Genomic DNA, 26145 nt, shown 5'->3' with positions numbered 1-26145 from the left:
CATGTCGTTACAATCGTTGAAAATCAATTTTGCAGAATGGCTGCTGCTAAAGGTCAAATACCCGTCCCAATATTGGCTGGGAGCGGCAGATCAGCCGGTAAAGGCCGCAGCACATCAGAAAAAAATCATACTGACCCTGCTGCCGTCCCATGACAATTTGGGAGATCATGCAATTGCTTATGCCAGCAAGGCATTTCTTGAGCAGGAATACCCGGACTTTGACATCGTCGAGGTCGATATGAAGGACATTTACAAATCAGCAAAAAGCCTGATCCGCTCGCGCCATCCGGAGGATATGGTCTTTATCATCGGCGGCGGAAACATGGGGGATTTATACCGTTATGAGGAGTGGACGCGCCGCTTCATCATTAACACATTCCGTGACTATCGGGTTGTCCAGCTTCCGGCAACGGCCCATTTTTCTGACACGAAAAAAGGGCGCAAAGAGCTGAAACGGGCACAGAAAATTTATAATGCGCACCCCGGCTTGTTGCTGATGGCGCGGGATGAAACAACGTATCAATTTATGAAACAGCATTTTCAAGAAAAAACAGTTTTGAAGCAGCCGGACATGGTGCTGTATTTAGACAGAAGCAAGGCCCCCGCAGAACGCGAAGGGGTTTATATGTGTTTGCGCGAGGATCAGGAAAGCGTGCTTCAGGAGGACCAGAGGAACCGGGTCAAGGCTGCGCTATGTGAGGAATTCGGCGAGATCAAATCCTTTACGACAACGATCGGGCGCCGGGTCAGCCGCGATACACGCGAACAAGAACTTGAAGCGCTGTGGTCTAAGCTACAAAGCGCAGAAGCCGTCGTCACTGACAGGCTTCATGGCATGATTTTTTGCGCGCTGACAGGAACGCCGTGTGTTGTCATTCGCTCCTTTGACCATAAGGTAATGGAGGGCTATCAATGGCTTAAAGACATCCCGTTCATGAAGCTGATAGAACATCCGGAGCCAGAGCGCGTAACAGCCGCAGTCAATGAGCTTTTAACAAAAGAAACACCCCGTGCAGGCTTTCCGAGAGATGTGTATTTTAAAGGTCTGCGTGACAAAATCAGCGGTGAAGCGCAATGACCCCGCTCGTCAGCATTATTGTCCCGATGTATAATGTTGAACCATTTATAGAAGAGTGCATTGATTCTTTGCTTCGTCAAACGCTTTCTGATATTGAAATCATCCTCGTGAATGACGGAACACCGGATCGTTCAGGCGAAATTGCAGAGGACTATGCAAAACGGGATGCGAGAATCCGGGTCATTCATCAGGCAAACGGCGGGCTTAGTTCAGCGCGAAATACGGGAATAAAGGCCGCGCGGGGCACTTACATCGGCTTTGTAGACGGAGACGATTATGTATCTTCCGCCATGTTCCAGAGGCTGGCTGAAGAAGCGGAGCAAAATCGGCTCGACATCGTCGGATGCGGTTTTTACAAGCAGTCATCGGACAGGCGGACATATGTGCCGCCGCAGCTTGAGGCAAACCGCGTGCTGACAAAACGAGAAATGACTGAACAGCTTAAACATGCTCACGAAACGAGATTTATCTGGTATGTATGGCGTTATCTTTACCGCCGTGAGCTTTTTGATAGGGCGAATCTGATGTTTGATGAAGACATCCGTTTTGCTGAAGACTCTCCCTTCAATTTGTCCGCTTTTTGCGAAGCGGAGCGGGTAAAAATGCTTGATGAAGGATTTTACATTTATCGTGAAAACCCGAACAGCCTGACAGAAATTCCTTATAAGCCGGCGATGGATGAACATCTTCAAAAACAATATCAGGCTAAAATCGCATTCTACAATCACTACGGCTTAGCAGGCGCATGCAAAGAAGATTTGAATGTGTACATTTGCAGGCACCAGCTTCCAATGCTTTTGGCAAATGCCTGTGCTTCTCCGAATTCGTCGAGAGACATCAAAAAGAAGATCAGACAGATTTTATCCTATGACATGGTGCGGCAGGCTGTCAGACATACACCGTTTCAGCATGAGAAATTATTAAGAGGAGAGCGTTTGGTATTAGCACTGTGTAAATGGCGGCTCACTTTTCTCATCAAGCTGTTTTTCGAGCAGCGGGGGACAATGAAAGGCAGTGCGAAGCAGGCATGAAATTCACGATAAATTTCAGCGCTAATCTCACGGCTTTTCTCTTGTCCGTTTTCCTGTCGGTTTGGATGACGCCTTTTATTGTCAAAACGCTCGGTGTGGAAGCGTTTGGCTTTGTTCACTTGACACAAAATGTGATTAATTACTTTTCGGTTATCACCGTGGCGCTCAGCTCGGTTGTCGTTCGGTTCTTTTCTGTTGCTGCCCACAGGGGAGAGCGGGAGAAAGCAAATGCGTATATCAGCAATTATTTAGCGGCCTCTGTTTTGATTTCATTGCTGCTCTTGCTGCCGCTTGCGGGTTCGGCTTTTTTTATTGACCGCGTCATGAATGTGCCGCAAGCGCTTTTGGCAGATGTGCGTTTGTCGATTTTGATCGGCAGTGTGCTGTTTATTTTAACATTTCTGATGGCCGGCTTCGGCGCTGCACCATTTTATGCCAACCGCCTTTATATCACCAGTTCCATTCAGGCGGTGCAAATGCTTATACGGGTGCTGTCTGTGCTGCTCCTGTTTGCATGCTTTGCGCCGAAAATCTGGCAGATTCAGCTTGCAGCTTTAGCTGGTGCTGTTATTGCGTCTGTGCTGTCTTTCTATTTCTTCAAAAAGCTGATTCCGTGGTTTTCGTTTCGTATGAAGGATCTTTCATTCCGCACTAGCAAGGAGCTGTTTCAAGCGGGCGCATGGAGCTCCGTCAATCAAATCGGCGTCCTGCTTTTTTTGCAGATTGATCTGTTAACCGCCAATTTGATGCTGGGGGCGTCCGCCTCCGGGAAATACGCGGCGATTATCCAGTTTCCGCTGCTTTTGCGCAGCTTGGCCGGAACGGTCGCATCCCTGTTTGCGCCTATCATGACTTCATATTATTCAAAAGGCGATATGGAAGGATTGATGAATTACGCAAATAAGGCAGTAAGGCTTAATGGTCTTTTGCTTGCACTTCCTGCTGCCTTATTGGGCGGATTGGCGGGTCCTTTTCTGACAATCTGGCTCGGACCGTCCTTTTCGTCGATAGCACCGCTTTTATTTATTCATGCCGGATACTTGGTTGTCAGCCTCGCCTTTATGCCGCTGTTTTATATATGGACCGCTTTTAATCAACAAAAAACACCGGCAATTGTTACCCTGCTGTTAGGTGCGGTGAATGTGGTGCTGGCGGTCACGCTGAGCGGGCCGGCTCATCTCGGTCTGTACGGCATAACATTGGCAGGGGCCATTTCTCTTATTTTAAAAAATGCCATCTTTACGCCGCTTTACGTATCCCGCATTACAGGCTACAAAAAGCACGTGTTCTTTAAAGGCATAATCGGGCCTCTTTCAGCCGCTGTATTTGCCTGGACGGTCTGTAAGGCAATTCAGTTCGTTGTGAAGATTGACGGCTGGCCGTCACTGATAGCGACGGGAGTGACAGTCAGCTTTTGTTACGCTGTTTTCGCTTTTATGCTCGTTTGTACAAAAGAGGAAAGACAGCTGGTATTAAAACGGTTTCGAAAAACGAAAGGAGCTGTGAATCTTTGATCCTGAAACGACTTTTTGATCTGACGGCCGCCATTTTTTTGTTGTGCTGTACGAGTGTGATCATTCTGTTCACCATCGCCGTTGTCAGGCTGAAAATAGGATCACCTGTCTTCTTTAAGCAAGTAAGGCCAGGCCTGAACGGCAAACCGTTCACCCTATACAAGTTCCGGACAATGACGGATGAACGGGACAGTGAGGGAAATCTGCTGCCCGATGAAGTCCGGCTGACGAAAACGGGCAGGCTGATCAGAAAGCTGAGCATTGATGAGCTTCCGCAGCTCCTGAATGTCCTGAAGGGCGATCTTAGCCTTGTCGGGCCGCGGCCGCTTTTGATGGACTATCTGCCTCTTTATACAGAAAAACAGGCACGGCGCCATGAGGTGAAGCCGGGTATCACAGGCTGGGCGCAAATCAATGGCAGAAACGCGATTTCCTGGGAAAAGAAATTTGAATTAGATGTTTGGTACGTTGACAACCGGTCATTTTTTCTCGATTTGAAAATTTTATGTTTGACGGTGCGAAAGGTCCTTGTTTCAGAAGGGATTCAGCAAACCAATCATGTGACCGCGGAACGGTTTACCGGAAGCGGAGATGTGTCCTCATGAAAAACGTGGCCATTGTGGGTGACGGCGGACACGGAAAGGTGATTAGAGAGCTGATAGACGTCCGCTCAGATACGCGCTTAGCCGCGGTGCTGGATGATAAATTCAAAACGTTCGAAGGCGGAAAAGAATGGTACACAGGACCGCCGGAAGCCGTTACTGAACTGCGCAGGCTCATTCCTGATGTGCTGTTTCTGATTGCTGTTGGGAATAACAGTGTCAGAAAACAGCTGGCGGAGCGACTGGGACTGAAAAAGGATGATTTTATTACATTGATTCACCCGTCAGCCATCGTCAGCAGGTCGGCTGTCATTGGGGAAGGGACAGTGATTATGGCGGGCGCGATCATTCAGGCGGATGCGCACATCGGCGCTCATTGCATCATCAATACGGGTGCAGTGGCAGAGCACGACAATCAAATCAGCGATTACGTTCATCTGTCCCCGCGTGTCACGCTGTCAGGAGCGGTTTCCGTTCAGGAAGGCGCTCACGTCGGAACCGGTGCATCCGTCATACCGCAGCTTACAATCGGGGCTTGGAGCATTGTCGGCGCCGGCTCCGCGGTGATCCGTTCCATACCGGACAGGGTAACGGCGGCCGGTGCACCGGCACGCATCATTTCTTCCATTCAAACATCAAACAAAGGATGATTCTATGCATAAAAAAATCTACTTATCCCCCCCTCATATGAGCGGCAGGGAGCAGCACTATATTTCAGAAGCCTTTCGCTCAAACTGGATTGCGCCGCTTGGGCCGCTCGTGAATTCATTTGAAGAACAGCTGGCAGAACGAGTCAGTGTAAAAGCAGCAGCTGCGGTCAGCTCAGGAACGGCGGCGATTCATCTCGCGCTGCGTTTACTTGAGGTAAAAGAAGGTGACAGCGTGTTTTGCCAGTCCTTCACATTTGTAGCAACCGCCAATCCGATTTTATATGAAAAAGCGGTGCCCGTCTTTATTGATTCTGAGCCTGATACGTGGAATATGTCGCCGACAGCCCTTGAAAGAGCATTGGAGGAAGCGAAAAGAAACGGAACACTGCCAAAAGCGGTTATTGCCGTCAATCTATATGGGCAGAGTGCGAAAATGGATGAAATCGTAAGCCTGTGTGATGCATACGGAGTTCCTGTCATTGAGGATGCAGCCGAATCTCTGGGTACAGTCTATAAAGGGAAGCAAAGCGGAACTTTCGGGCGCTTCGGCATTTTTTCATTTAACGGGAACAAAATCATTACCACATCAGGGGGAGGGATGCTCGTTTCAAATGATGAAGCAGCAATTGAAAAAGCAAGATTTCTCGCTTCGCAGGCACGAGAGCCGGCTGTTCATTATCAGCACAGTGAAATGGGACATAATTACAGGCTAAGCAATATCTTAGCCGGCGTCGGCATTGCCCAGCTTGAGGTGCTGGATGAGCGTGTGGAGAAAAGAAGGACCATTTTCACGAGATACAAAAATGCGCTTGGTCTCATAGACGGCGTCCGCTTTATGCCGGAGTACGCAGCCGGCGTATCCAATCGCTGGCTCACCACGCTCACACTTGATAACGGGCTCAGCCCATATGACGTAGTTCATCGTCTTGCTGAAGAAAACATTGAAGCCCGCCCGCTGTGGAAGCCGCTCCATACCCAGCCGCTGTTCGATCCGGCTTTATTTTATTCTCATGAAGATACAGGAAGCGTATGCGAAGATTTGTTCAAGCGGGGAATCTGTCTCCCTTCAGGGTCAAATATGACAGAAGATGAGCAAGACCGGGTCATTGATGTGCTACTGCACTTATTCCAAACTGCCGAGGTGAAGAAATGGACAGCAAGCATTCGATGATCGGCCTGAAACAGAAACTGTCCGGGCTGCTCGACGTCATTCCGAAACAATCAGAGATTATATATGCTGACTATCCTCTATATGGGAATGTAGGGGATTTATTTATTATGAAAGGAACAGAAGCCTTCTTTAAAGAATACGGGATTCGGGTCAGAAAACGCTGGAATCCTGACAATTTTCCAGTCGGGCGAAAGCTGGATCCTAATCTCATCATCGTCTGCCAGGGAGGCGGAAACTTCGGGGATCTGTATCCGTATTATCAAGGCTTTAGAGAGAAAATCGTCCAAACCTATCCGAACCACAAAATTGTGATCCTGCCGCAATCGATTTATTTTCAAAACAAAGACAACCTCAAACGGACGGCAGAGATATTTTCTAAGCATGCGAACCTTCACATCATGACAAGGGAAAAAGCCTCCTATGCTACGGCGCAGGCTTATTTTACAAGAAATCACATTCAGCTTCTGCCTGATATGGCTCATCAGCTGTTTCCCGTCGTTCCCACGCAGCAGCCGTCCAATCAAAAGCTGAGATTTATCCGAACAGATCATGAAGCAAACCAGGCGCTCCAGGAACACGCAGAAGCGGAAAGCTACGACTGGCGCACGGTCCTGTCAGCTTCAGACCGCCGGACGATCGCTTTTCTCCAAACGCTGAACGTCCTGAACAAAAAAGCGGGCAACCCTCTGCCGATCGCGTTTATATGGGAAAAATACTCGGATTATATCGTCCAAAAAGCGATTCGGTTCTTCAGCCGTTACGAATCGGTGGAAACGTCAAGGCTGCACGGACACATCTTGTCCTCTCTTCTTCAAAAAGAAAATACGGTCATTGATAATTCCTATGGGAAAAACGCCAATTATTTTCATACCTGGATGGAAGGAGTGCCAAGCACCCGGCTCATCCAGAACGCCTCAAAGAAGGAAAACCTTCCTGCTCACATGTGAGCGGAAGGTTTATTTTGATTCTCCACGTTTGACTTTGTTGTATGCTTCATCTAAATGCTGAATTCGCTTTAAGACGACCGCGTTTTTCGTCAGCTGGTCTTGCACGAGCGTTGAGACGACGGAACGGTAGTAGCTGTTCATCGCGTGGATTTTATCCTCAGACTGATTCATTTCAATATGCTGTTTTAAATTCTCAATAAAATAAGGGACGGAAAAAAGTTCAGACATTTCTTTGGCAGCTCCTTTTTCATAAATGTATACGGTGTGATCTCAATCATGTACAATGAAGAAAGGGGAGTGAGCAAGATGGATATGAAACTTCAGCAAGTACAAGTATTAAAGCCTCAACTGACACAGGAGCTCAGGCAGGCCATCACGCTGCTTGGCTATCATTCGGCAGAACTCGCCGAGTACATTGATGAGCTCTCACTGGAAAACCCTCTTATTGAACGAAAGGAAACAGACACACCGCCACTATCTTACCATAAAACAAATAAAAACAGGATGAATGCACAGGAAGCGGGCCTTCAATTAAGTGATCCGCAAAAAACATTGCAGGATGCGTTAAAACAGCAGTCACTCGATATGAATCTGACAAACACTGAAAAAAAGATTTTTAATTATCTGATTCATTCGCTTGATTCAAACGGATACTTGGAAGAAGATGTGGAGGAGGCAGCACGGCGCCTATCTGTATCGGCCAAGGAAGCGGAGGCTGTTTTGGCAAAACTCCAGTCATTAGAACCGGCTGGAATCGGCGCGAGATCTTTGCAGGAATGCATCCTTCTTCAATTACAGCGGCTGCCGAACAGAAATGAACAAGCGGAAATGCTGGTTTCAGCTCATTTTGATGCTTTTGCGCAAAAAAAATGGAAAGCGCTTTCAGCAGAGACAGGAATTCCGCTTCATACCATTCAAGATATCTCAGATGATATCGCGGCTCTTCATCCTAGACCTGGCCTTCTGTTTGCCCGGCCAGAGCAAGATGTGTATATTGAGCCTGACATTTTTATCACCGTAAAAAACGGGCACATCGCAGCGGAACTGAATACCCGCTCGTTTCCCGAGATCGATTTGCATCCGCAGTACAGAACGCTTTTATCATCCGGCTCTTGTCAGGATACTGTCTCCTATTTATCTGCGAAATATCAGGAGTGGCGCTGGCTGAGCCGCGCGCTGCGGCAGCGAAAACAGACAATCACGAGAATTATCAATGAACTGATCACACGCCAAAAGGATTTCTTTATGAAAGGGCGAAGCGGAATGAAGCCGCTGACTCTCAGAGAGGTGGCGGACTGTCTAAGCCTTCATGAATCAACTGTGAGCCGGGCCATTAAAGGGAAAACAATACAAACGCCTTACGGGCTGTTTGAGATGAAACTCTTTTTCTCAGCAAAAGCCGAGGCTTCAGGTGATGGAGATGCGTCGAATTATGCAGTCAAAATGCATCTTGAAGACCTGATCAATCAAGAGGACAAAACAAAACCGCTTTCAGATCAAAAGCTTGTCGATTTGCTGTATGAACAACACGGCATCCAAATCTCGAGACGCACCGTGGCAAAATATCGCGATCAAATGAATATTCCGTCATCGGCAGCGAGAAAGCGATATAAATAAAATCCTCCCTAGACGGGAGGATTTTTTTAAGGAATCATCCAGCTGAATACGTGATGCTGCAAAAAGGTGATGATACAAACGAGCAGCAGCAAAAACAGACTGTGTTTAATGGTAAAGCGGAAAAGATCTGACTCCTTTCCGGCGAGTCCTACGGCGGCGCACGCCACCGCTATCGACTGCGGTGAAATCATTTTTCCTGTGACACCGCCTGAAGAATTGGCGGCCACAGACAGAACGGGGTCCATGCCGACTGATAATGCGGTGACTTTCTGCAGGTTGCCGAACAGCAGGTTGGCGGAAGTATCCGAGCCGGTAATGAAGACGCCGAGCCAGCCGAGAACGGGCGAAAAGAAGGTAAACATCGAACCTGTCAGCGCGAGTGTCATCCCGAGTGTCGTGCTCATTCCCGAGGAGTTGGTGACATAGGCAAAACCAACGACAGAAGCGATGGTCAAAATCGGAAGCTTCAATTCCTGGACTGTTTCTTTAAAAACGGCTCCCCAGTCTTTCCACGAAATCGCCGTGATGAACTTTGACAGCACTGCGGCAATCAATATCGCGGTGCCGGCCGAACCAAGCACCTCAAGCTTGTAAACCGCCTCAATCGGCGTACCGTCAGCATTGACAATCTGATTGTTCAAAAAAGGCACACCGGGGGCAAAAGTCAGTTTTTCTCCAACAGCATTCAGCCATTTCAAGAACACCGCAGAGCCTTCATAATGCCCGGTCAGTGCAGATTTGACAGATGGAATGCCCCATACGGAAATCATCGCCGTCAGCAGCAGAAATGGCGACCAAGCCTTAAAAATCTGTCCGCCGCTGTATGCAGGCGCTGCCGGATTTGTGCGCGCCGTTTCAATTGAGGCGGCCGACTCTTGTTCACCGGCAAACCGGAATGTTGTTTTCGGCTTCCACCATTTCAAAAACACAGCAAGCGCAGCCATTGAAACAAGAGCTGACAAAACATCGGGCAGCTCAGGCCCTAAAAAATTGGAACTGAGATATTGAACAACAGCAAAGGAAACACCGGATACGAGAATCGCCGGCCAGATCTCCAAGGCTTTCCTGAACCCGCTCATGATGATGATTAAATAAAGAGGAATAAATACGGATAAAAACGGCAGCTGCCGCCCGACCATTTGCGAAATCTCCATCGCCGGAATCCCTGTCGGCCCTTCTACGGCTGTAATTGGAATCCCAATCGCCCCAAAGGCAACCGGCGCCGTATTGGCGATCAAACAGATCCCCGCAGCATAAAGAGGATTAAAGCCGAGACCGACCAGCAGCGCGGCAGAAATGGCGACCGGCGCTCCAAAGCCTGCTGCCCCTTCTAAAAAAGCCCCGAATGAAAAAGCGATCAAGAGAGCTTGAAGCCGTCGGTCATCAGTAATCGAGAGAACAGAGCTGCGAATGATATCAAACTGTCCCGTTTTCACAGTGATTTTATACAAAAAAACAGACGTCACAATGATCCAGCCGATCGGCAACAATCCGTATACGGCTCCTTGTGTCGCGGACATCAGCGCTTTTTCCGCCGGCATCCGATAAACCAATACAGCAATGATAAGGGCGATCCCCAATGTGGCCAAGCCTGCTGTATACCCCTTCATCCGTTTAATCGCGAGTGCCCAAAAAAAGAAAATAATCGGTACAAGTGCGGCAAGCGCTGATAATAGCAAATTTCCCCCTATAGGCGTATATGCCTGTGTCCATTGCATCCCAAACCCCTCCTTGAAACATAAACTGGCGCCATATGTAAGCGGTTTCTATAGATGATATGATCATCTGATGACTGGGTAATAAGACCAGTTACCTAGCATTATATTTTGAAAAAAATCAAAGTACAAGACTTTTTGACAAAATAGTCAAAATCTTTTGGCGGCCCACAAAACAGAGTATAATAGATCGTAAACAGCCAGACCTACAAGTTACGGGGTGAATTGCATTGAAATACAAACAGATTAAAACAAAAAAAATATATGAAGAAGTAGCGGATGCACTATTAGATATGATCAAAAACGGCGAATTGAAGCCGGGGGATAAACTGGACTCTGTTCAGGCGCTTGCTGAGAGCTTTCAAGTCAGCCGTTCAGCGGTTCGCGAAGCACTTTCTGCGCTAAAGGCGATGGGGCTTGTCGAAATGAAACAGGGAGAAGGCACGTATCTGAAGGAATTTGAGCTCAATCAAATTTCTCAGCCGCTCTCAGCCGCCCTTCTGATGAAAAAAGAGGACGTCAAGCAGCTGCTCGAGGTCAGAAAACTGCTTGAAATCGGCGTGGCTTCACTAGCGGCTGAAAAAAGGACAGAAGCAGATCTCGAAAGAATTCAGGATGCACTAAAGGCAATGGGCAGCATTGAAGCGGACGGGGAGCTGGGAGAGAAAGCAGACTTTGCATTTCATCTTGCGCTTGCGGACGCTTCTCAAAATGAACTTCTTAAACACTTGATGAATCACGTGTCATCATTGCTGCTGGAAACAATGAGGGAAACGAGGAAAATCTGGCTGTTTTCCAAGAAGACCTCCGTTCAGCGGCTGTATGAGGAGCACGAACGGATTTACAATGCTGTGGCTGCAGGGAACGGTGCACAGGCGGAAGCCGCCATGCTGGCGCATTTGACGAATGTGGAAGATGTGCTTTCGGGATATTTCGAGGAAAATGTGCAATAATCAACTCATTTCCCGGGCAATTCCGCCGGTTCCGAATGATACGAACAACTGAGACTGAGCCGCAAATGGTTCAGTCTTTTTACATGAGGCAGCCAGAGAGCTTTGTGCACTTGACATTTGTGAAAAAGAAAGTAAAATATTTTACTAAATCAATGCGAGCTGAATAATGGAGGCAGATGCAATGGCGACAATTAAAGATATCGCGCAGGAAGCGGGATTTTCAATCTCAACCGTTTCCCGCGTTTTAAATAACGATGAAAGCCTCTCTGTTCCTGATGAGACACGGGAGAAAATCTATGAAGCGGCGGAAAAGCTCAATTACCGCAAAAAAACAGTAAGGCCGCTGGTGAAACATATTGCGTTTTTATATTGGCTGACAGATAAAGAAGAATTAGAAGATGTCTATTTTAAAACGATGAGATTAGAAGTAGAGAAACTGGCGAAAGCATTCAATGTCGATATGACCACTTATAAAATAGCGGATGGAATCGAGCGCATTCCTGAACATACGGAAGGGTTTATTGCCGTTGGCACATTTTCAGATGAAGAGCTGGCTTTCCTCAGAAATCTCACTGAAAATGGCGTGTTCATCGATTCAGCTCCTGACCCCGATCATTTTGACTCGGTAAGGCCCGATTTGGCACAAATGACAAGGAAGACGGTAAACATCCTGACTGAGAAGGGGCATAAGAGCATCGGTTTTATCGGCGGCACATACAAAAATCCGAATACCAATCAGGATGAAATGGACATCCGTGAACAAACCTTCAGATCCTATATGAGGGAAAAAGCCATGCTGGACGAGCGCTATATTTTCTGTCATCGCGGATTCTCTGTAGAAAACGGCTACCGCCTGATGTCAGCAGCGATCGACACATTAGGTGATCAGCTTCCGACTGCTTTTATGATTGCAGCGGACCCGATTGCAGTGGGCTGTCTGCAAGCCCTGAACGAAAAAGGGATTGCCATACCAAACAGGGTAAGCATTGTGAGTATCAACAACATCAGCTTCGCGAAGTATGTCTCGCCTCCTCTGACGACGTTTCATATTGATATACATGAATTATGTAAAAATGCTGTTCAATTACTGCTTGAACAAGTGCAGGACAAGAGAAGAACGGTAAAAACATTATATGTGGGCGCGGAATTAATCGTCAGGAAGAGTATGAATGAAGGATGACTTAGGACAACTAAGTCATTTTTTATTTAGGTAAAAAAATTTACTCAAAGAGGTAAATAGTTTGTTTACACATTTTCTCGGGCGTGCTATATTATCTTTAAAGCGCTTTCATTCCTACCGAAAGGGTGACAATCAATGAAAATGGCAAAAAAGTGTTCCGTATTCATGCTCTGCGCAGCTGTCAGTTTATCCTTGGCGGCTTGCGGCCCAAAGGAAAGCAGCAGCGCCAAATCGAGTTCAAAAGGGTCAGAGCTTGTTGTATGGGAGGATAAAGAAAAGAGCATCGGCATTAAAGACGCCGTTGCTGCGTTTGAAAAAGAGCATGATGTGAAGGTAAAAGTCGTTGAAAAACCGTATGCCAAGCAGATTGAAGATTTGCGAATGGACGGACCGGCCGGCACAGGCCCTGACGTGTTAACAATGCCAGGGGACCAAATCGGAACCGCTGTCACGGAAGGATTACTCAAGGAATTACATGTCAAAAAAGACGTTCAATCACTTTATTCTGACGCTTCCATTCAGTCTCAAATGGTAGATCAAAAGCTTTATGGACTGCCAAAAGCGGTCGAAACGACTGTGCTTTTTTACAACAAAGATCTCATCACAGAAAAGGAATTGCCCAAAACGCTGGAAGAGTGGTACGGCTATTCCAAAAAGACTGCTGATGCCAGCAAATTTGGCTTTTTAGCCCTATTCGATCAAATTTATTATGCAGAAAGTGTGATGAGCGGATATGGCGGATACATTTTTGGAAAGGCCAAAGATGGGAGCTATAACCCGTCAGACATTGGAATCAATAATGAAGGAGCTGTCAAAGGTGCGGCGCTGATTCAGAAGTTTTACAAAGATGGCCTGTTCCCGGCTGGCATTATTGGAGAACAAGGGATTAACGTATTGGAATCGCTGTTCACAGAAGGAAAAGCCGCCGCAATTATTTCTGGTCCATGGAATGTAGAAGCTTTTTCGAAAGCAGGAATCAATTATGGCATTACGAAACTGCCGAAGCTGGAAAATGGGAAAAACATGAGCTCCTTTATCGGCGTCAAAAGCTACAACGTCAGTGCATTTACAAAGAATGAAGAGCTGGCGCAAGAATTAGCCGTTTTCCTGGCAAATGAAAAAAATTCTAAAACACGATATGAAGAAACGAAAGAAGTTCCTGCTGTGAAATCCCTAGCAAATGACCCGGCTATTATGAAAAGCGAGGCGGCACGGGCTGTTACTGAACAATCCCGTTTCTCAGAGCCAACACCAAATATTCCGGAAATGAATGAAATATGGACGCCGGCTGATTCAGCATTACAGACGGTTGCAACAGGGAAGGCAGATCCGAAACAAGCATTGGACCAAGCAGCTGAAACGGCCAAAGGACAAATTAAGGCAAAGCACAGCGGAAAATAAAGAGAAAGCTAGATTTGTATTGTAAGAGAGGTGAAAACGGTGCAGCATCGTCAAGTCGCTTTGTTGCTTTCTATCATTCCGGGACTCGGGCAATTTTATAACAAGCAATGGATAAAAGGTATTGTCTTTCTTTTCTTAGGCGCATCGTTTTTTGCGGTCTTTGGAGATCTGCTCAATATGGGGTTTTGGGGAATCTTTACACTGGGAACAGAAGTGCCGCGGGATAATTCCGTTTTTCTGCTGGCGGAAGGGATTATTGCTGTCATCGTGACCTGCTTTGGCCTTGCGGTGTATTACGTGAATCTTCGCGATGCGTTCCAAAGCGGAAAACAGCGTGATGAAAACAAGCCATTAAGTTCCTTAAAGGAACAATACCAGCATATCATTTCTGAGGGCTATCCATATGTCGTCAGCGGCCCATCTTTGATTATTTTAATTTTCGCCGTGATCTTTCCTATCTTATTCAGCTTTGCATTAGCGTTTACAAACTATGATTTGTATCATTCTCCTCCTGCAAAATTAATTGATTGGGTCGGTTTTCAAACGTTCGCAAATATTTTCACAGTTGATATTTGGAGGTCGACTTTTTTTGATGTACTGGCTTGGACGGTGGTTTGGACACTTGCTGCATCCACACTGCAAGTCAGCTTGGGGATTTTTCTCGCGATCATTGTTAACCAGAAAGACCTTCGGTTTAAACGTTTTTTCCGGACGATTCTGATTTTGCCATGGGCCGTTCCCGGTTTTGTGACGATTTTAATTTTTGCGGGACTGTTTAATGATAGCTTCGGTGCGATGAATCACGACATCTTGGCTTTCTTCGGGATAGATCCGCTTCCGTGGATGACAGATGCCAATTGGTCGAGGCTTGCGTTGATTCTCATGCAGGGCTGGCTTGGGTTTCCGTACATCTTTCTCGTCTCAACAGGCGTATTGCAATCCATCCCGGACGATCTGTATGAAGCAGCTACAATAGATGGCGCTTCTGTCTTTTCAAAGCTGAGATACATCACGCTTCCGATGGTGTTCATTGCAATGGCTCCGATTATCATTACCCAGTTTACGTTTAATTTTAATAACTTTAATATTATCTATCTATTCAATGGCGGAGGTCCGGCTGTAACCGGATCAACAGCCGGCGGGACAGATATCCTCGTTTCATGGATTTATAAATTGACAATGCAGTCAAGCCAATATTCACTTGCTGCGGCTTTAACCATTTTATTATCTGTATTTGTTATCTCCATCGCATTGTGGCAGTTCAGAAAGACAAAATCTTTTAAAGAGGAGGCATAAGGCATGCTGGCAGATATGAAGGTCAGGAAATATATCCGTCTCCTTTTCTCTTACTTGTTGTTAGCCTTTATGGCGGTCATCATTGTTTATCCTCTCCTTTGGACGGCAGGCGCAAGCTTTAACCCTGGCAACAGCTTAATCAGTACATCCATCATTCCGAAGCATCCAACATTCGACCATTACAAAGCATTATTTGCGGGCAAAGAAAGCCTTCAATATGTGCAGTGGTATCTCAACTCAATGAAGATCAGCCTGTTTACAATGGCAGGGTCTTTGCTCTGTGTGACGTTTACAGCCTATGCGTTTTCGCGCTTTCGCTTCGAAGGCAGGAAATACGCTTTAACGCTCTTTTTATTGCTGCAGATGATTCCTCAGTTTTCAGCTTTAATTGCCTTGTTTGTGTTGGCGCAAATCTTGGGAATGATCAATAGCCACTGGCTGCTAATCTTGCTTTATATCGGCGGCCTAATCCCTATGAATACATATTTGATGAAGGGGTACATGGATTCCATTCCGATGGATTTAGACGAAAGCGCCAAGATTGACGGAGCCAGCAGCACCAGAATCTTCTTCCAGATCATTCTGCCATTATCAAAACCGATGGCGGCAGTCGTGGCCATGAACGGCTTTACCGGTCCGCTCGGAGATTTTGTGTTGTCCTCAACCATATTGAGAACGCCTGAATCGTATACATTGCCCGTCGGTCTATTCAATTTAGTGAATGATGTCATGGGGGCCAGCTATACGACATTTGCGGCCGGAGCCCTGCTTATCAGCATACCGGTTGCCGTCATCTTTATCATGCTGCAAAAGAATTTTGTGTCCGGATTAACCGCAGGCGGAACGAAGGGCTAAAAGAACAAGGAGGAGAATGTGATGTCAAAGCTTGAAAAAACGCACGTAACAAAAGCAAAATTTATGCTCCATGGGGGAGACTACAACCCCGATCAGTGGCTGGATCGGCCCGATATTTTAGCCGATGATATCAAGCTGATGAAGCTTTCTCATACGAATACGTTTTCTGTCGGCATTTTTGCATGGAGCGCACTTGAGCCGGAGGAGGGCGTATATCAATTTGAATGGCTGGATGATATTTTTGAGCGGATTCACAGTATAGGCGGCCGGGTCATATTAGCAACGCCGAGCGGGGCCCGTCCGGCCTGGCTGTCGCAAACCTATCCGGAAGTTTTGCGCGTCAATGCCTCCCGCGTCAAACAGCTGCACGGCGGAAGGCACAACCACTGCCTCACATCTAAAGTCTACCGAGAAAAAACACGGCACATCAACCGCTTATTAGCAGAACGATACGGACATCACCCGGCGCTGTTAATGTGGCACATTTCAAACGAGTACGGGGGAGATTGCCACTGTGATCTATGCCAGCATACTTTCCGGGAGTGGCTGAAATCGAAATATGACAACAGCCTCAAGACATTGAATCATGCGTGGTGGACCCCTTTTTGGAGCCATACGTTCAATGACTGGTCACAAATTGAAAGCCCTTCGCCGATCGGTGAAAATGGCTTGCATGGCCTGAATTTAGATTGGCGCCGGTTCGTCACTGATCAAACGATTTCGTTTTATAAAAATGAAATCATTCCGCTAAAAGAATTGACGCCTGATATCCCTATCACAACGAACTTTATGGCTGATACAGCGGATTTGATTCCGTATCAGGGCCTCGACTACAGCAAATTTGCAAAGCATGTCGATGTCATCAGCTGGGACGCTTATCCTGTCTGGCACAATGACTGGGAAAGCACAGCTGATTTGGCGATGAAGGTCGGTTTTATCAACGACCTGTACCGAAGCTTGAAGCAGCAGCCTTTCTTATTAATGGAGTGTACGCCAAGCGCGGTTAATTGGCATAACGTCAACAAGGCAAAGCGCCCGGGCATGAATCTGCTGTCATCCATGCAAATGATTGCCCACGGCTCGGACAGCGTTCTCTATTTCCAATACCGCAAATCACGGGGGTCATCAGAAAAATTACACGGAGCGGTTGTGGATCATGACAATAGCCCGAAGAACCGCGTCTTTCAAGAAGTGGCCAAGGTAGGCGAGACATTGGAACGGCTGTCCGAAGTTGTCGGAACGAAGAGGCCGGCTCAAACCGCGATTTTATATGACTGGGAAAATCATTGGGCGCTCGAGGATGCTCAGGGGTTTGCGAAGGCGACAAAACGTTATCCGCAAACGCTTCAGCAGCATTACCGCACATTCTGGGAACACGATATCCCTGTCGACGTCATCACGAAAGATCAAGACTTTTCACCATATAAACTGCTGATCGTCCCGATGCTGTATTTAATCAGCGAGGACACCATTTCCCGTTTAAAAGCGTTTACGGCTGACGGCGGCACCTTAGTCATGACGTATATCAGCGGGATTGTGAATGAGCATGACTTAACATACACAGGCGGATGGCATCCGGATCTTCAAGCTATATTTGGAGTTGAGCCTCTTGAAACGGACACCCTGTATCCGAAGGATCGAAACGCTGTCAGCTACCGCAGCCAAATATATGAAATGAAGGATTATGCAACCGTGATTGATGTAAAGACAGCTTCAGTGGAAGCGGTGTATCAAGAAGATTTTTATGCGCGCACGCCAGCGGTCACAAGCCATGAGTATCAGCAGGGCAAGGCGTATTTTATCGGCGCGCGTTTGGAGGATCAATTTCAGCGTGATTTCTATGAGGGTCTGATCACAGACCTGTGTCTTTCTCCAGTTTTTCCGGTTCGGCACGGAAAAGGCGTCTCCGTACAAGCGAGGCAGGATCAGGACAATGATTATATTTTTGTCATGAATTTTACGGAAGAAAAACAGCTGGTCACGTTTGATCAGAGTGTGAAGGACATAATGACAGGAGACATGTTGTCAGGCGACCTGACGATGGAAAAGTATGAAGTGAGAATTGTCGTAAACACACATTAGGCTGATGCTCCGCTCGATATGGGCGGATTCTTTTTTCTATAGAATGAAAACGCTTACTAAGTATTAGGGGGATGAAATCATGAAAAGCAAAGTGAAAATGTTCTTTGCGGCTGCCATGGTGTGGAGTGCATGTAGTTCAACAGGATATGCCGCTGCCATTGAGAAGGAGAAGCACGTGTCAGAGCTTCGGGCAGATGATCTTTTTGTTAAAAAAGTAGAGGGGATGAACAAGGATTTTATCAAAGGGGCAGATGTATCCAGCGTTATTGCTTTGGAAAACAGCGGTGTCACCTTTTACAATACAAGCGGAAAACGCCAGGACATCTTTACAACCTTAAAACAGGCTGGGGTCAACTATGTTCGCGTCCGCATCTGGAATCACCCGTATGATTCAAATGGCAATGGGTATGGCGGGGGGAACAATGATGTTCAAAAAGCCATCGAAATCGGAAAAAGAGCGACAGCGAACGGAATGAAGGTGCTGGCCGACTTTCACTACTCTGATTTCTGGGCCGATCCAGCGAAACAAAAGGTGCCCAAAGCCTGGGCGAATCTCAGCTTTGAAGCAAAAAAAGCAAAGCTCTATGAGTATACGAAACAAAGCCTGCAAAAGATGATCAAGGAAGGCGTTGACATCGGCATGGTTCAGGTTGGAAATGAAACAACAGGAGGATTTGCCGGTGAGACTGATTGGACGAAGATGTGCCAATTATTTAATGAAGGAAGCCGAGCGGTCAGGGAGACAAATTCAAATATTTTGGTCGCCCTGCATTTTACAAATCCTGAAACGGCTGGAAGGTATTCATTTATTGCAGAAACACTCAGCAAAAACAAAGTGGATTATGATGTGTTTGCGAGCTCCTATTATCCTTTCTGGCATGGGACATTACAAAATTTGACCTCCGTGCTGAAGGCTGTTGCCAATACGTACGGCAAAAAAGTCATGGTGGCGGAGACATCGTACACCTATACCGCTGAGGATGGCGATGGGCATGGAAATACAGCACCAAAAAGCGGGCAGACGCTGCCATATCCAATTTCTGTTCAAGGCCAGGCAACTGCAGTAAGAGATGTAATGGAGGCAGTGGCGAATACGGGCAAAGCAGGACTTGGTGTTTTCTACTGGGAGCCGGCGTGGATTCCAGTCGGGCCGAAGACACAGATAGAGAAAAACAAAGTGTTATGGGAAACATACGGGTCAGGGTGGGCCTCCAGCTATGCTGCTGAATACGATCCTGAAGACGCCGGGAAGTGGTATGGGGGAAGTGCTGTAGATAATCAAGCTTTATTTGATTTTAATGGACATCCGCTGCCTTCCTTGCAGGTGTTTCAATATGCGGAGTCAGGACATATTCCAAAGAAACGCTGAAACAAAAAAATCCATGAGATGTAACAAATCATTGTTATGTCTCATGGATCATTTTATTTTACATCAACTAATATAAAACATTCGTCATCACTCTTATGATGAGCTTCCTTTTGATGCTGCAGTGATGTAAGGATTTTCTCCTTCTGGTCAGCGATCGGCGAATCAGGATGATCCTTTAGTAAATCATATAAATAACATGAAGCCGTAGGATCCATCACGCCATCCGTATACAGAAGCAATCTTCCGCCCTCCGTGTATGAAAGGCTGCTAGACTGAAACTCTAAGTCTTCAAACATCCCGATCGGAGGCGAAGTCGCGTGCAGCAGCTGTTGTGTTCCGCCGGCGCCCTGCCAAAGTGCCGGCGGATGCCCTGCGTTGACATAATCAATTCTTTGCCGTGCTATATCAATCTCGAGATAAATAGCAGTGCAATAATGTCTTGCTTCCTCATCATTTTGAAACAAGCTGTGAAGGTGCCGGTCCAATTCCTTCATAACTTTAACGGGGCTGAGACCTTGCGTGATCTGACGCTGGAACAAAGGATGAAGAGACATCGTAATCAATGCAGATGAAATTCCGTGCCCCATCACATCAAGGATAATAATGCCGTAACGGTGTTCATCGATTTGATAATATCCGTAAAGATCACCTGACAATTCACTCGATGCATTGTAATAAGAGTCAATCTGAACCTGATCGTTTACAATCGGTTCAGTCAACGAGTTTTTCTGGATCTTTCTGGCGAGTTCAAGCTCTCTTTTGGTGTTTAATTTAAATTGTTGATTTTGTTTATTGATCTCAAGAAGTTCTTCTTGTTTTGCTTTCAGCGTTTCCAAGGCAATTTCTAACTCCGCATTGGCTTTCTGTTTGGCAAGCAAAGCTTCCTGAGCCTCATTTCTGGCTATCAGCAGCTCATTTTCATATTCATTTCGCTTTCGCATTGGAATCAGAACACAATCAAAGACAGAAGCCTCGCTACCGTGCCTCGCAATAGCATTGATAAGGACGGGAATTTCTTCTCCATCTCTAGCTTTCAGGGAAATGTATATTTCTTCGATGTGATGCTCTAATTTCAAAAGCGGAAAAAAATAAAGCTGGCAGAAAAGCTGTGCGGGAATGGTCAACATCATATTCATATGCTGGCCGATAACCTGCTCCGGCTCATAATCCAGAATCTTGATAAGGGTACGGTTGGCAGCTATGATCGACCCCTCTTCTGACAAAGCGAGGAAACCGCATGGTGCATCATTCAATTGTTTGTCCATTTAAGAGGGTCACCTCTATCCCTTTCGTTCCTATCTCACACGTGTGCTTTTAAATAATCGCCGATCAGCTGTATCGTCTCATCTGGATGGCTCATATGAGGGCAATGTCCGCGAGCCTCCATTTGTTTCAGACTGCTATAAGGCAGATGCTGATGCATATACTTACCTACTGTTGCAGGTGCGATGATATCATCTGCACATTGGAGAATAAGAGAGGGAACCGTTACCTTCGAAAGATCCTCTCGGTGATCAGAAAAAAACGCCGCCTTCGCGAATTGGCGGGCAATGACAGGATCAGTAGAACAAAAACGGCTTTCAAGCTCTTCCTTAATTTCAGGCCGATCTGGCTGATTCAGAACGGTTGCCGCAAATACAGTTGCCCAGCCGATATAATTTTTCTCCATCATCTCCAGCAAGCCAAGGAGCTGCTCCTCTTCAAATCCTCCGTAATACTCAGGCGGATCATTCAAATAGCAAGGAGAAGGCCCCACCATCACCAGATGGGAAAAAAGCTCCGGGCGGCGGATGGATGCAAGCATCCCAATCAAGGCCCCGACGGAGTGCCCCACAAACACGGTTTCCTTCAGATCTAAAGCTTCACAAACATCAAGAACATCCTGGGCATAGCCGTCAAGTGTCTGGTAACGATTCAGGTCATATGCGCGCAAATCTGAATGTCCCGAACCGACGTAATCAAATAAAATCACCCGATGATCTTCTTCAAAGGCAGGTGCCACGGCATTCCACACGCTTTGATCGCATCCAAAACCAGGTGCGAACATGATAGATGCTTTGCCGCTGCCTTTCACCTTCACATGATTTCTAGACAAAATCGCTTCGTTCATGATTGGCTCCTTTCAGCCGGAAAGTAATATAAAGTTCAATATGTCTATCATAACACTCGGATGGTTTGAAGAGTGTATCTTTCTATGAATGTCACAGCAGTTTAAAAGAAAGAGGACATGGGAGATAGAAAAGATGGATGAATTGGAAGATGCAGGAGGAGGATTGCCTAGACACCGGCGGTGAGAAAGAAAATGACATTTGTCACTCCATCATCATGACACCCCATACTAACATCGTCTTCTCCGTCATTTTACAATCAATGTAAACGATCAGGAGGTGCTCATGTGATGAAAGAAGCAGTAACAGTAAGCAACGTGACAAAACATTTCCAGCGAAAAACCGCTGTAAACAACATCAGCTTCAGTATTGAAAAAGGAGAAATTGCAGCCATTCTCGGGCCAAATGGGGCAGGGAAGACGACCGTCATCTCTATGATATTAGGATTGCTGAAACCGAGTGAGGGAGAAATCAAACTATTTAACGGGGTTCCTGATGATCAACAGGTTCGTGAAAAAATAGGTGTAATGCTTCAGGAAGTGAGTGTCATGCCGGGCCTTAAGGTGGATGAAATCCTTGAACTCTTCCGGAGCTATTATCCGAATCCATTGTCCATAAAAGAACTCGTTTCGTTAACAGCACTCACCAAAGAAGATTTGAAAACAAGAGCAGAAAAATTATCCGGCGGACAAAAACGCCGTTTGAGCTTTGCTTTGGCTCTTGCCGGGAACCCGGAGCTGCTTATACTTGATGAACCGACAGTCGGCATGGACACTTCATCAAGACACCGATTCTGGCAGACCATTCACGGACTGTCGGAACAAGGAAAAACGATTATTTTTTCAACTCATTATTTACAAGAAGCAGACGATGCCGCACAGCGAATCCTATTTTTTACTGAAGGACAGCTTGTTGCAGACGACTCACCAATGCAAATCCGCTCAAGAATTCAAAAACAGTCTGTTTCCTTTACGCTTCATCCAAGTGAATCATTGGAAAGGCTGTCTTGTCACCCGGAAGTCGAGAGAGTGATCCACGAGCATGAGAGAACCATCATCCAGACATCAAATACAGACAAAGTGTTGGCGCTGATCTTTCAAGAAAACATCCCAGCACGAGATATTCGAATTGAGCAAGCGACGCTCGATGAGGCATTTCGCCAGCTGGCTGACGGCAACAGGGAGGCGATGTGAGTGAACATGCTGCAAAAGCAAAGCATCGCTGAAATGAAAAGGGTGCTTAGGAACAAGTACTTTGTGCTTTGGTCTCTGATCATGCCGATTGCCTTTTATTATTTCTTTACAAATGTAGTGAATACTAACGTCCCTGATCAACGTGCATGGGAAGCCCATTACCTGATGTCGATGACAGTCTTCAGCGTGATGGGTTCCTCTATCATGACGCTTGGCATCCGAATGGTACAAGAACGGTCACAAGGCTGGGCCGCCTTTATCCGCCTTACGCCTCTTCAGGATCATATCTATTTATCAGCTCAGATGATCGGCCAAAGTGTCATTCACGTTTTATCGATTACCGTCATATTTCTGTTCGGCGCAATCATCAATGATATTGCCTTGTCACCGTTTGAATGGATGATGAGCGGACTGTGGATTTTGTTTGGCGCATTGCCTTTTTTAGCATTAGGCACACTAATCGGCCTCATGAGAAAAGTAGAAACAGCGGCCGGAATCAGTAATGTGCTTTATATGCTGCTGGCTTTAGGCGGAGGGATGTGGATGCCATTTGAGGTCATGCCTGACATGATGCAGAACATTGGCCAGTGGCTTCCGTCTTATCATTTCGGGAGCGGAGCGTGGGAACTTGTCCGGGGTGGGAGTCCGACTTGGAAAAATATTCTGATATTAATCGCTTATATGATGCTCTTCATGCTACTATCTAAATATATAAGAAGAAAACAAGAAGCGGTGTAATACATGAAAAAGGCAATATTTATTTTCCCGAAGGAATTCGGGTTTTTCCCTTATATCTTTCTGGTGTATACGATTATGCCGTTCCTCTCTTTATTAAAAGAATCAGGTGTCAAACAGGGGATCGGATATGGCATGCTGCTCCTTTTTGTAGCGGCATATCGCCAGTTATTCTGCAGCGTGGGCAAAGCTTCGTTTACATATTGGCTTATCGTGCAAATGGCGGTTATTTTGATATATAGTGTGTTTTACAATATCACCTATATATACTTAGGTTTTTTCCCGGCAAACTTTGTTGGTTATTATAAAGAGAAAACGAATTTTAACCGTGCGTTCTGCGCTTTAATCTTTATACTGCTTTTTCCATGCCTATACCAATTTATCGCGAATTCGGTCTCGCTCCGGGAGCTTTTTTCTGTTCTCCCGTTTCTCGTCATTATGCTCATTTCTCCATTCGGCATTCGTTCTATGTTTCGGAGAATTGAGCTTGAAAATAAGCTTGCACAAGCCAACGAACAGATAAAAGAACTCTCTAAAAGAGAGGAGCGTGTTCGAATCGCCCGTGATCTTCACGATACTCTTGGTCACACCCTGTCGCTGCTTACATTAAAAAGCCAGCTCATTCAGCGGCTGGCTGCATCTGATCCAGAACGGACCAAGCTTGAGGCAAAAGAAATGGAAACCAGTTCACGCTCCGCACTCAAGCAAGTTCGAGAGCTGGTTTCTGATATGAGAACAGTCACGATAACAGAGGAGCTCGTAAACATTCAGCACATATTAAGAGCGGGGAACATTACCTTTCAATACGAAGGAGCCGACGACTTTTCAGTGATATCTCCCGTCACTCAAAATATTATCAGTATGTGTATGCGGGAAGCCGTGACTAACATTATCAAGCACAGCAAAGCAACCCACTGTGCCATCACCATTTCTCAGTTTGCTGACAAAATGAGGATCGTGATACGGGATGACGGAAAGGGAGCGCCGAAGGAGAAAATGTTTGGGAATGGCCTGCGGGGAATGGAGGAACGGCTCATGCTCATTGAAGGGGGATTAACGGTTTCAGATCATAACGGAACGGTTGTGGCACTTACGATTCCGCTTATTAAAAAAGCAGAATGATTGGAGGACGAAAAGAATGATTCGTCTGTTTATTGCTGAGGACCAGCGAATGCTTTTAGGCGCTTTGGGATCTTTGCTTGATTTAGAAGAGGATATGACAGTCATCGGACAAGCATTAAACGGGGAAGAGGCGCTACATGCTATTTTGAAGCTGGAGCCGGATGTATGCATTATGGACATTGAAATGCCGGTTCGAAGCGGGCTGGATGTGGCAGAGGAATTAATGAAAAAAGGCTGCGTCAGCAAGGTCATTATTTTAACCACCTTTGCCCGCCCCGGATATTTTGAACGCGCCGTAAAGGCCGGTGCACATGGCTATCTGCTGAAAGACGGCGAAATTGACGATCTGGCCGATGCCATTCGAAAATGTGTAAAGGGAAAACGTGTCTTCAGCCCTGAGCTGACGTTTAATATGATGCGAGACGAAAATCCGCTAACCGTTAGAGAGCAAGAAATTCTGAGGCTTGCGGCTTTAGGCAAGACAACAAAAGACATTACGCTGGAGCTCTATTTATCTCAAGGCACAGTTCGAAACTATATCTCAGAAATCATCCAAAAGCTTAATGCGAAAAATCGGACAGAAGCCGCCAGCATTGCTGAGGAAAAGGGCTGGATTTAACCATATACTGCACTCCTGGGAGATCGGGAGTGTTTTTGATATGCTACAAATGAAAATATCCCTAGAAAACTCTTTCCTTCCATTGTCAGAATAGTGTACGATATTCATATAGTTATTTTAACTCAGGTCATCAGATGACCTGATCATATATTGGGGATGAGAGAGGGGTTCATCATGAAAGTCTCACTTTTTGTCACTTGTCTTGTTGATATGTTTCAAACAAATGTCGGAAAAGCAACGGTTGAGCTGCTGGAGCGGCTTGGGTGTGAGGTTGATTTTCCGGAAGGGCAGATTTGCTGCGGACAGCCGGCTTACAACAGCGGCTATGTACATGACGCCAAAAAAGCAATGAAACGGATGATCGAAACGTTTCAGGATTCCGAATATGTTGTCAGTCCTTCCGGTTCCTGCACAACGATGTTCCAGGAATACCCGCACTTATTTGCGGATGACCCGAAATGGGCCGATAAAGCGCAAAAGCTGGCGGATAAAACGTATGAACTGACAGATTTTATCGTGAACGTCCTTGGGGTAGAGGATGTCGGCGCGACCCTTCATACAAAAGCGACCTTACATACGTCGTGCCATATGACTAGGCTGCTGGGTGTTCGGGAGGAACCGATGAAGCTGTTGAGCCATGTGAAGGGCCTGCAGTTTACAGAGCTTCCGGGCAAACATAACTGCTGCGGATTTGGAGGAACGTTCTCCGTCAAGATGGCGCAGATTTCCGAGCAGATGGTTGATGAAAAAGTCGAATGTGTGGAGGAAACGGGAGCAGAGGTGCTGATCGGTGCTGACTGCGGCTGTTTGATGAATATCGGGGGACGGCTTGACCGAAAAGATAAGAATGTCAAAGTGATGCACATCGCCGAAGTGCTCAACAGCAGATAAAACTGGATTCAGAGGG

At 46.4% G+C, this 26145-nt stretch carries 24 protein-coding genes; 20 read left to right on the top strand and 4 right to left on the bottom strand.

Annotated features, from left to right (window positions below; all coding sequences use genetic code 11):
• The first annotated feature begins 1 nt into the window (after position 1).
• Genes MHH79_RS17645 through MHH79_RS17615 form a run of 7 tightly spaced genes read left to right on the top strand, consistent with a single transcriptional unit; the run spans position 2 to position 6993 of the window.
• Positions 2-1078, top strand: coding sequence for a polysaccharide pyruvyl transferase family protein (locus MHH79_RS17645; protein ID WP_063334691.1), 1077 nt, complete (start codon positions 2-4; stop codon positions 1076-1078).
• Positions 1075-2109, top strand: a complete 1035-nt coding sequence (locus MHH79_RS17640) for a glycosyltransferase (protein WP_251217526.1) — start codon at positions 1075-1077, stop codon at positions 2107-2109. Before MHH79_RS17645 ends, MHH79_RS17640 begins: the two co-directional genes overlap by 4 nt.
• Positions 2106-3623 (top strand): MATE family efflux transporter, encoded by a 1518-nt coding sequence (locus tag MHH79_RS17635; RefSeq protein ID WP_322839835.1) that lies wholly within the window; start codon positions 2106-2108, stop codon positions 3621-3623. The genes MHH79_RS17640 and MHH79_RS17635 overlap by 4 nt, the downstream gene beginning before the upstream one ends.
• The gene (locus MHH79_RS17630) at positions 3620-4228 is read left to right on the top strand and encodes a sugar transferase (protein WP_047183222.1); all 609 of its coding nucleotides are present in this window, start codon (positions 3620-3622) and stop codon (positions 4226-4228) included. Before MHH79_RS17635 ends, MHH79_RS17630 begins: the two co-directional genes overlap by 4 nt.
• The gene (locus tag MHH79_RS17625; RefSeq protein WP_015384694.1) at positions 4225-4875 is read left to right on the top strand and encodes an acetyltransferase; all 651 of its coding nucleotides are present in this window, start codon (positions 4225-4227) and stop codon (positions 4873-4875) included. Before MHH79_RS17630 ends, MHH79_RS17625 begins: the two co-directional genes overlap by 4 nt.
• Before the next feature lie 4 nt (positions 4876-4879).
• Positions 4880-6046, top strand: a complete 1167-nt coding sequence (locus tag MHH79_RS17620) for an aminotransferase class I/II-fold pyridoxal phosphate-dependent enzyme (protein WP_015483719.1) — start codon at positions 4880-4882, stop codon at positions 6044-6046.
• Positions 6025-6993, top strand: coding sequence for a polysaccharide pyruvyl transferase family protein (locus MHH79_RS17615; RefSeq protein WP_100505841.1), 969 nt, complete (start codon positions 6025-6027; stop codon positions 6991-6993). Before MHH79_RS17620 ends, MHH79_RS17615 begins: the two co-directional genes overlap by 22 nt.
• Before the next feature lie 9 nt (positions 6994-7002).
• On the opposite strand, the gene yvfG is transcribed toward MHH79_RS17615, so the two are convergent.
• Positions 7003-7221 (bottom strand): protein YvfG, encoded by a 219-nt coding sequence (yvfG, locus tag MHH79_RS17610; RefSeq protein WP_003219905.1) that lies wholly within the window; start codon positions 7219-7221, stop codon positions 7003-7005.
• Between the two features lie 78 nt (positions 7222-7299).
• Here yvfG and rpoN point away from each other — a divergent pair, with 78 nt between their 5' ends.
• On the top strand, positions 7300-8610 hold the full coding sequence (gene rpoN / locus MHH79_RS17605) for an RNA polymerase factor sigma-54 (RefSeq protein WP_251217528.1): 1311 nt from the start codon (positions 7300-7302) through the stop codon (positions 8608-8610).
• A 26-nt stretch (positions 8611-8636) separates the two neighbouring features.
• Here the strand turns inward: rpoN and lutP are convergent, their stop codons facing one another.
• Positions 8637-10328 carry an L-lactate permease LutP gene (gene lutP, locus MHH79_RS17600; protein WP_015384690.1) on the bottom strand — a complete coding sequence of 564 codons (1692 nt, stop codon included), beginning with the start codon at positions 10326-10328 and terminating at the stop codon, positions 8637-8639.
• Between the two features lie 227 nt (positions 10329-10555).
• Between lutP and lutR the strand changes: the two genes are divergently transcribed.
• From lutR to ganB, 7 genes are all read left to right on the top strand, one after another.
• Entirely contained in the window at positions 10556-11278 is a 723-nt protein-coding gene (gene lutR / locus MHH79_RS17595) for an L-lactate utilization/bacilysin biosynthesis transcriptional regulator LutR (protein WP_285840515.1), read from the top strand.
• A 181-nt stretch (positions 11279-11459) separates the two neighbouring features.
• Entirely contained in the window at positions 11460-12458 is a 999-nt protein-coding gene (ganR, locus tag MHH79_RS17590) for a galactan degradation operon transcriptional regulator GanR (protein WP_340034767.1), read from the top strand.
• A gap of 135 nt (positions 12459-12593) precedes the next feature.
• Positions 12594-13859, top strand: coding sequence for an arabinogalactan oligomer ABC transporter substrate-binding protein GanS (ganS, locus tag MHH79_RS17585; protein ID WP_340034766.1), 1266 nt, complete (start codon positions 12594-12596; stop codon positions 13857-13859).
• 39 nt (positions 13860-13898) lie between these two features.
• A complete protein-coding gene (gene ganP, locus MHH79_RS17580) occupies positions 13899-15155 on the top strand; it encodes an arabinogalactan oligomer ABC transporter permease GanP (RefSeq protein WP_181220152.1) in 1257 nt (418 codons plus the stop codon).
• A gap of 3 nt (positions 15156-15158) precedes the next feature.
• Positions 15159-16010: an arabinogalactan oligomer ABC transporter permease GanQ gene (gene ganQ, locus MHH79_RS17575; RefSeq protein WP_340034765.1), complete on the top strand. Its 852-nt coding sequence runs from the start codon at positions 15159-15161 to the stop codon at positions 16008-16010.
• An 18-nt stretch (positions 16011-16028) separates the two neighbouring features.
• A complete protein-coding gene (gene ganA / locus MHH79_RS17570; protein ID WP_340034764.1) occupies positions 16029-18092 on the top strand; it encodes a beta-galactosidase GanA in 2064 nt (687 codons plus the stop codon).
• A gap of 79 nt (positions 18093-18171) precedes the next feature.
• A complete protein-coding gene (gene ganB / locus MHH79_RS17565) occupies positions 18172-19461 on the top strand; it encodes an arabinogalactan endo-beta-1,4-galactanase (protein WP_014478024.1) in 1290 nt (429 codons plus the stop codon).
• A 53-nt stretch (positions 19462-19514) separates the two neighbouring features.
• Here the strand turns inward: ganB and rsbP are convergent, their stop codons facing one another.
• Both rsbP and rsbQ read right to left on the bottom strand, forming a co-directional pair.
• Positions 19515-20726: a phosphoserine phosphatase RsbP gene (rsbP, locus tag MHH79_RS17560; protein ID WP_100505835.1), complete on the bottom strand. Its 1212-nt coding sequence runs from the start codon at positions 20724-20726 to the stop codon at positions 19515-19517.
• A 35-nt stretch (positions 20727-20761) separates the two neighbouring features.
• Positions 20762-21571 carry a sigma factor SigB/phosphatase RsbP regulator RsbQ gene (gene rsbQ, locus MHH79_RS17555; protein ID WP_003228292.1) on the bottom strand — a complete coding sequence of 270 codons (810 nt, stop codon included), beginning with the start codon at positions 21569-21571 and terminating at the stop codon, positions 20762-20764.
• Between the two features lie 285 nt (positions 21572-21856).
• On the opposite strand from rsbQ, the gene MHH79_RS17550 reads away from it, so the two are divergent.
• The 5 genes from MHH79_RS17550 to lutA all read left to right on the top strand — a co-directional run bounded on the left by MHH79_RS17550 (position 21857) and on the right by lutA (position 26129).
• A complete protein-coding gene (locus MHH79_RS17550) occupies positions 21857-22762 on the top strand; it encodes an ABC transporter ATP-binding protein (RefSeq protein ID WP_340034763.1) in 906 nt (301 codons plus the stop codon).
• Positions 22763-23500 carry an ABC transporter permease gene (locus tag MHH79_RS17545; RefSeq protein WP_015384679.1) on the top strand — a complete coding sequence of 246 codons (738 nt, stop codon included), beginning with the start codon at positions 22763-22765 and terminating at the stop codon, positions 23498-23500. It begins immediately after the preceding gene.
• A 3-nt stretch (positions 23501-23503) separates the two neighbouring features.
• Positions 23504-24619 (top strand): two-component system sensor histidine kinase YvfT, encoded by a 1116-nt coding sequence (gene yvfT, locus MHH79_RS17540; RefSeq protein WP_157799619.1) that lies wholly within the window; start codon positions 23504-23506, stop codon positions 24617-24619.
• Between the two features lie 16 nt (positions 24620-24635).
• Positions 24636-25238 carry a two-component system response regulator YvfU gene (yvfU, locus tag MHH79_RS17535; protein ID WP_015251201.1) on the top strand — a complete coding sequence of 201 codons (603 nt, stop codon included), beginning with the start codon at positions 24636-24638 and terminating at the stop codon, positions 25236-25238.
• Between the two features lie 174 nt (positions 25239-25412).
• Positions 25413-26129 (top strand): lactate utilization iron-sulfur protein LutA, encoded by a 717-nt coding sequence (gene lutA, locus MHH79_RS17530; RefSeq protein ID WP_047183212.1) that lies wholly within the window; start codon positions 25413-25415, stop codon positions 26127-26129.
• Positions 26130-26145 lie beyond the last annotated feature (16 nt).

The organism is Bacillus sp. FSL K6-0993 (assembly GCF_037977205.1).
In the GTDB taxonomy this organism is placed as follows: domain Bacteria; phylum Bacillota; class Bacilli; order Bacillales; family Bacillaceae; genus Bacillus; species Bacillus subtilis.
The sequence above is the reverse complement of the archived record's forward strand: the minus strand, read 5'-3'. Positions and strand labels throughout refer to the sequence as shown.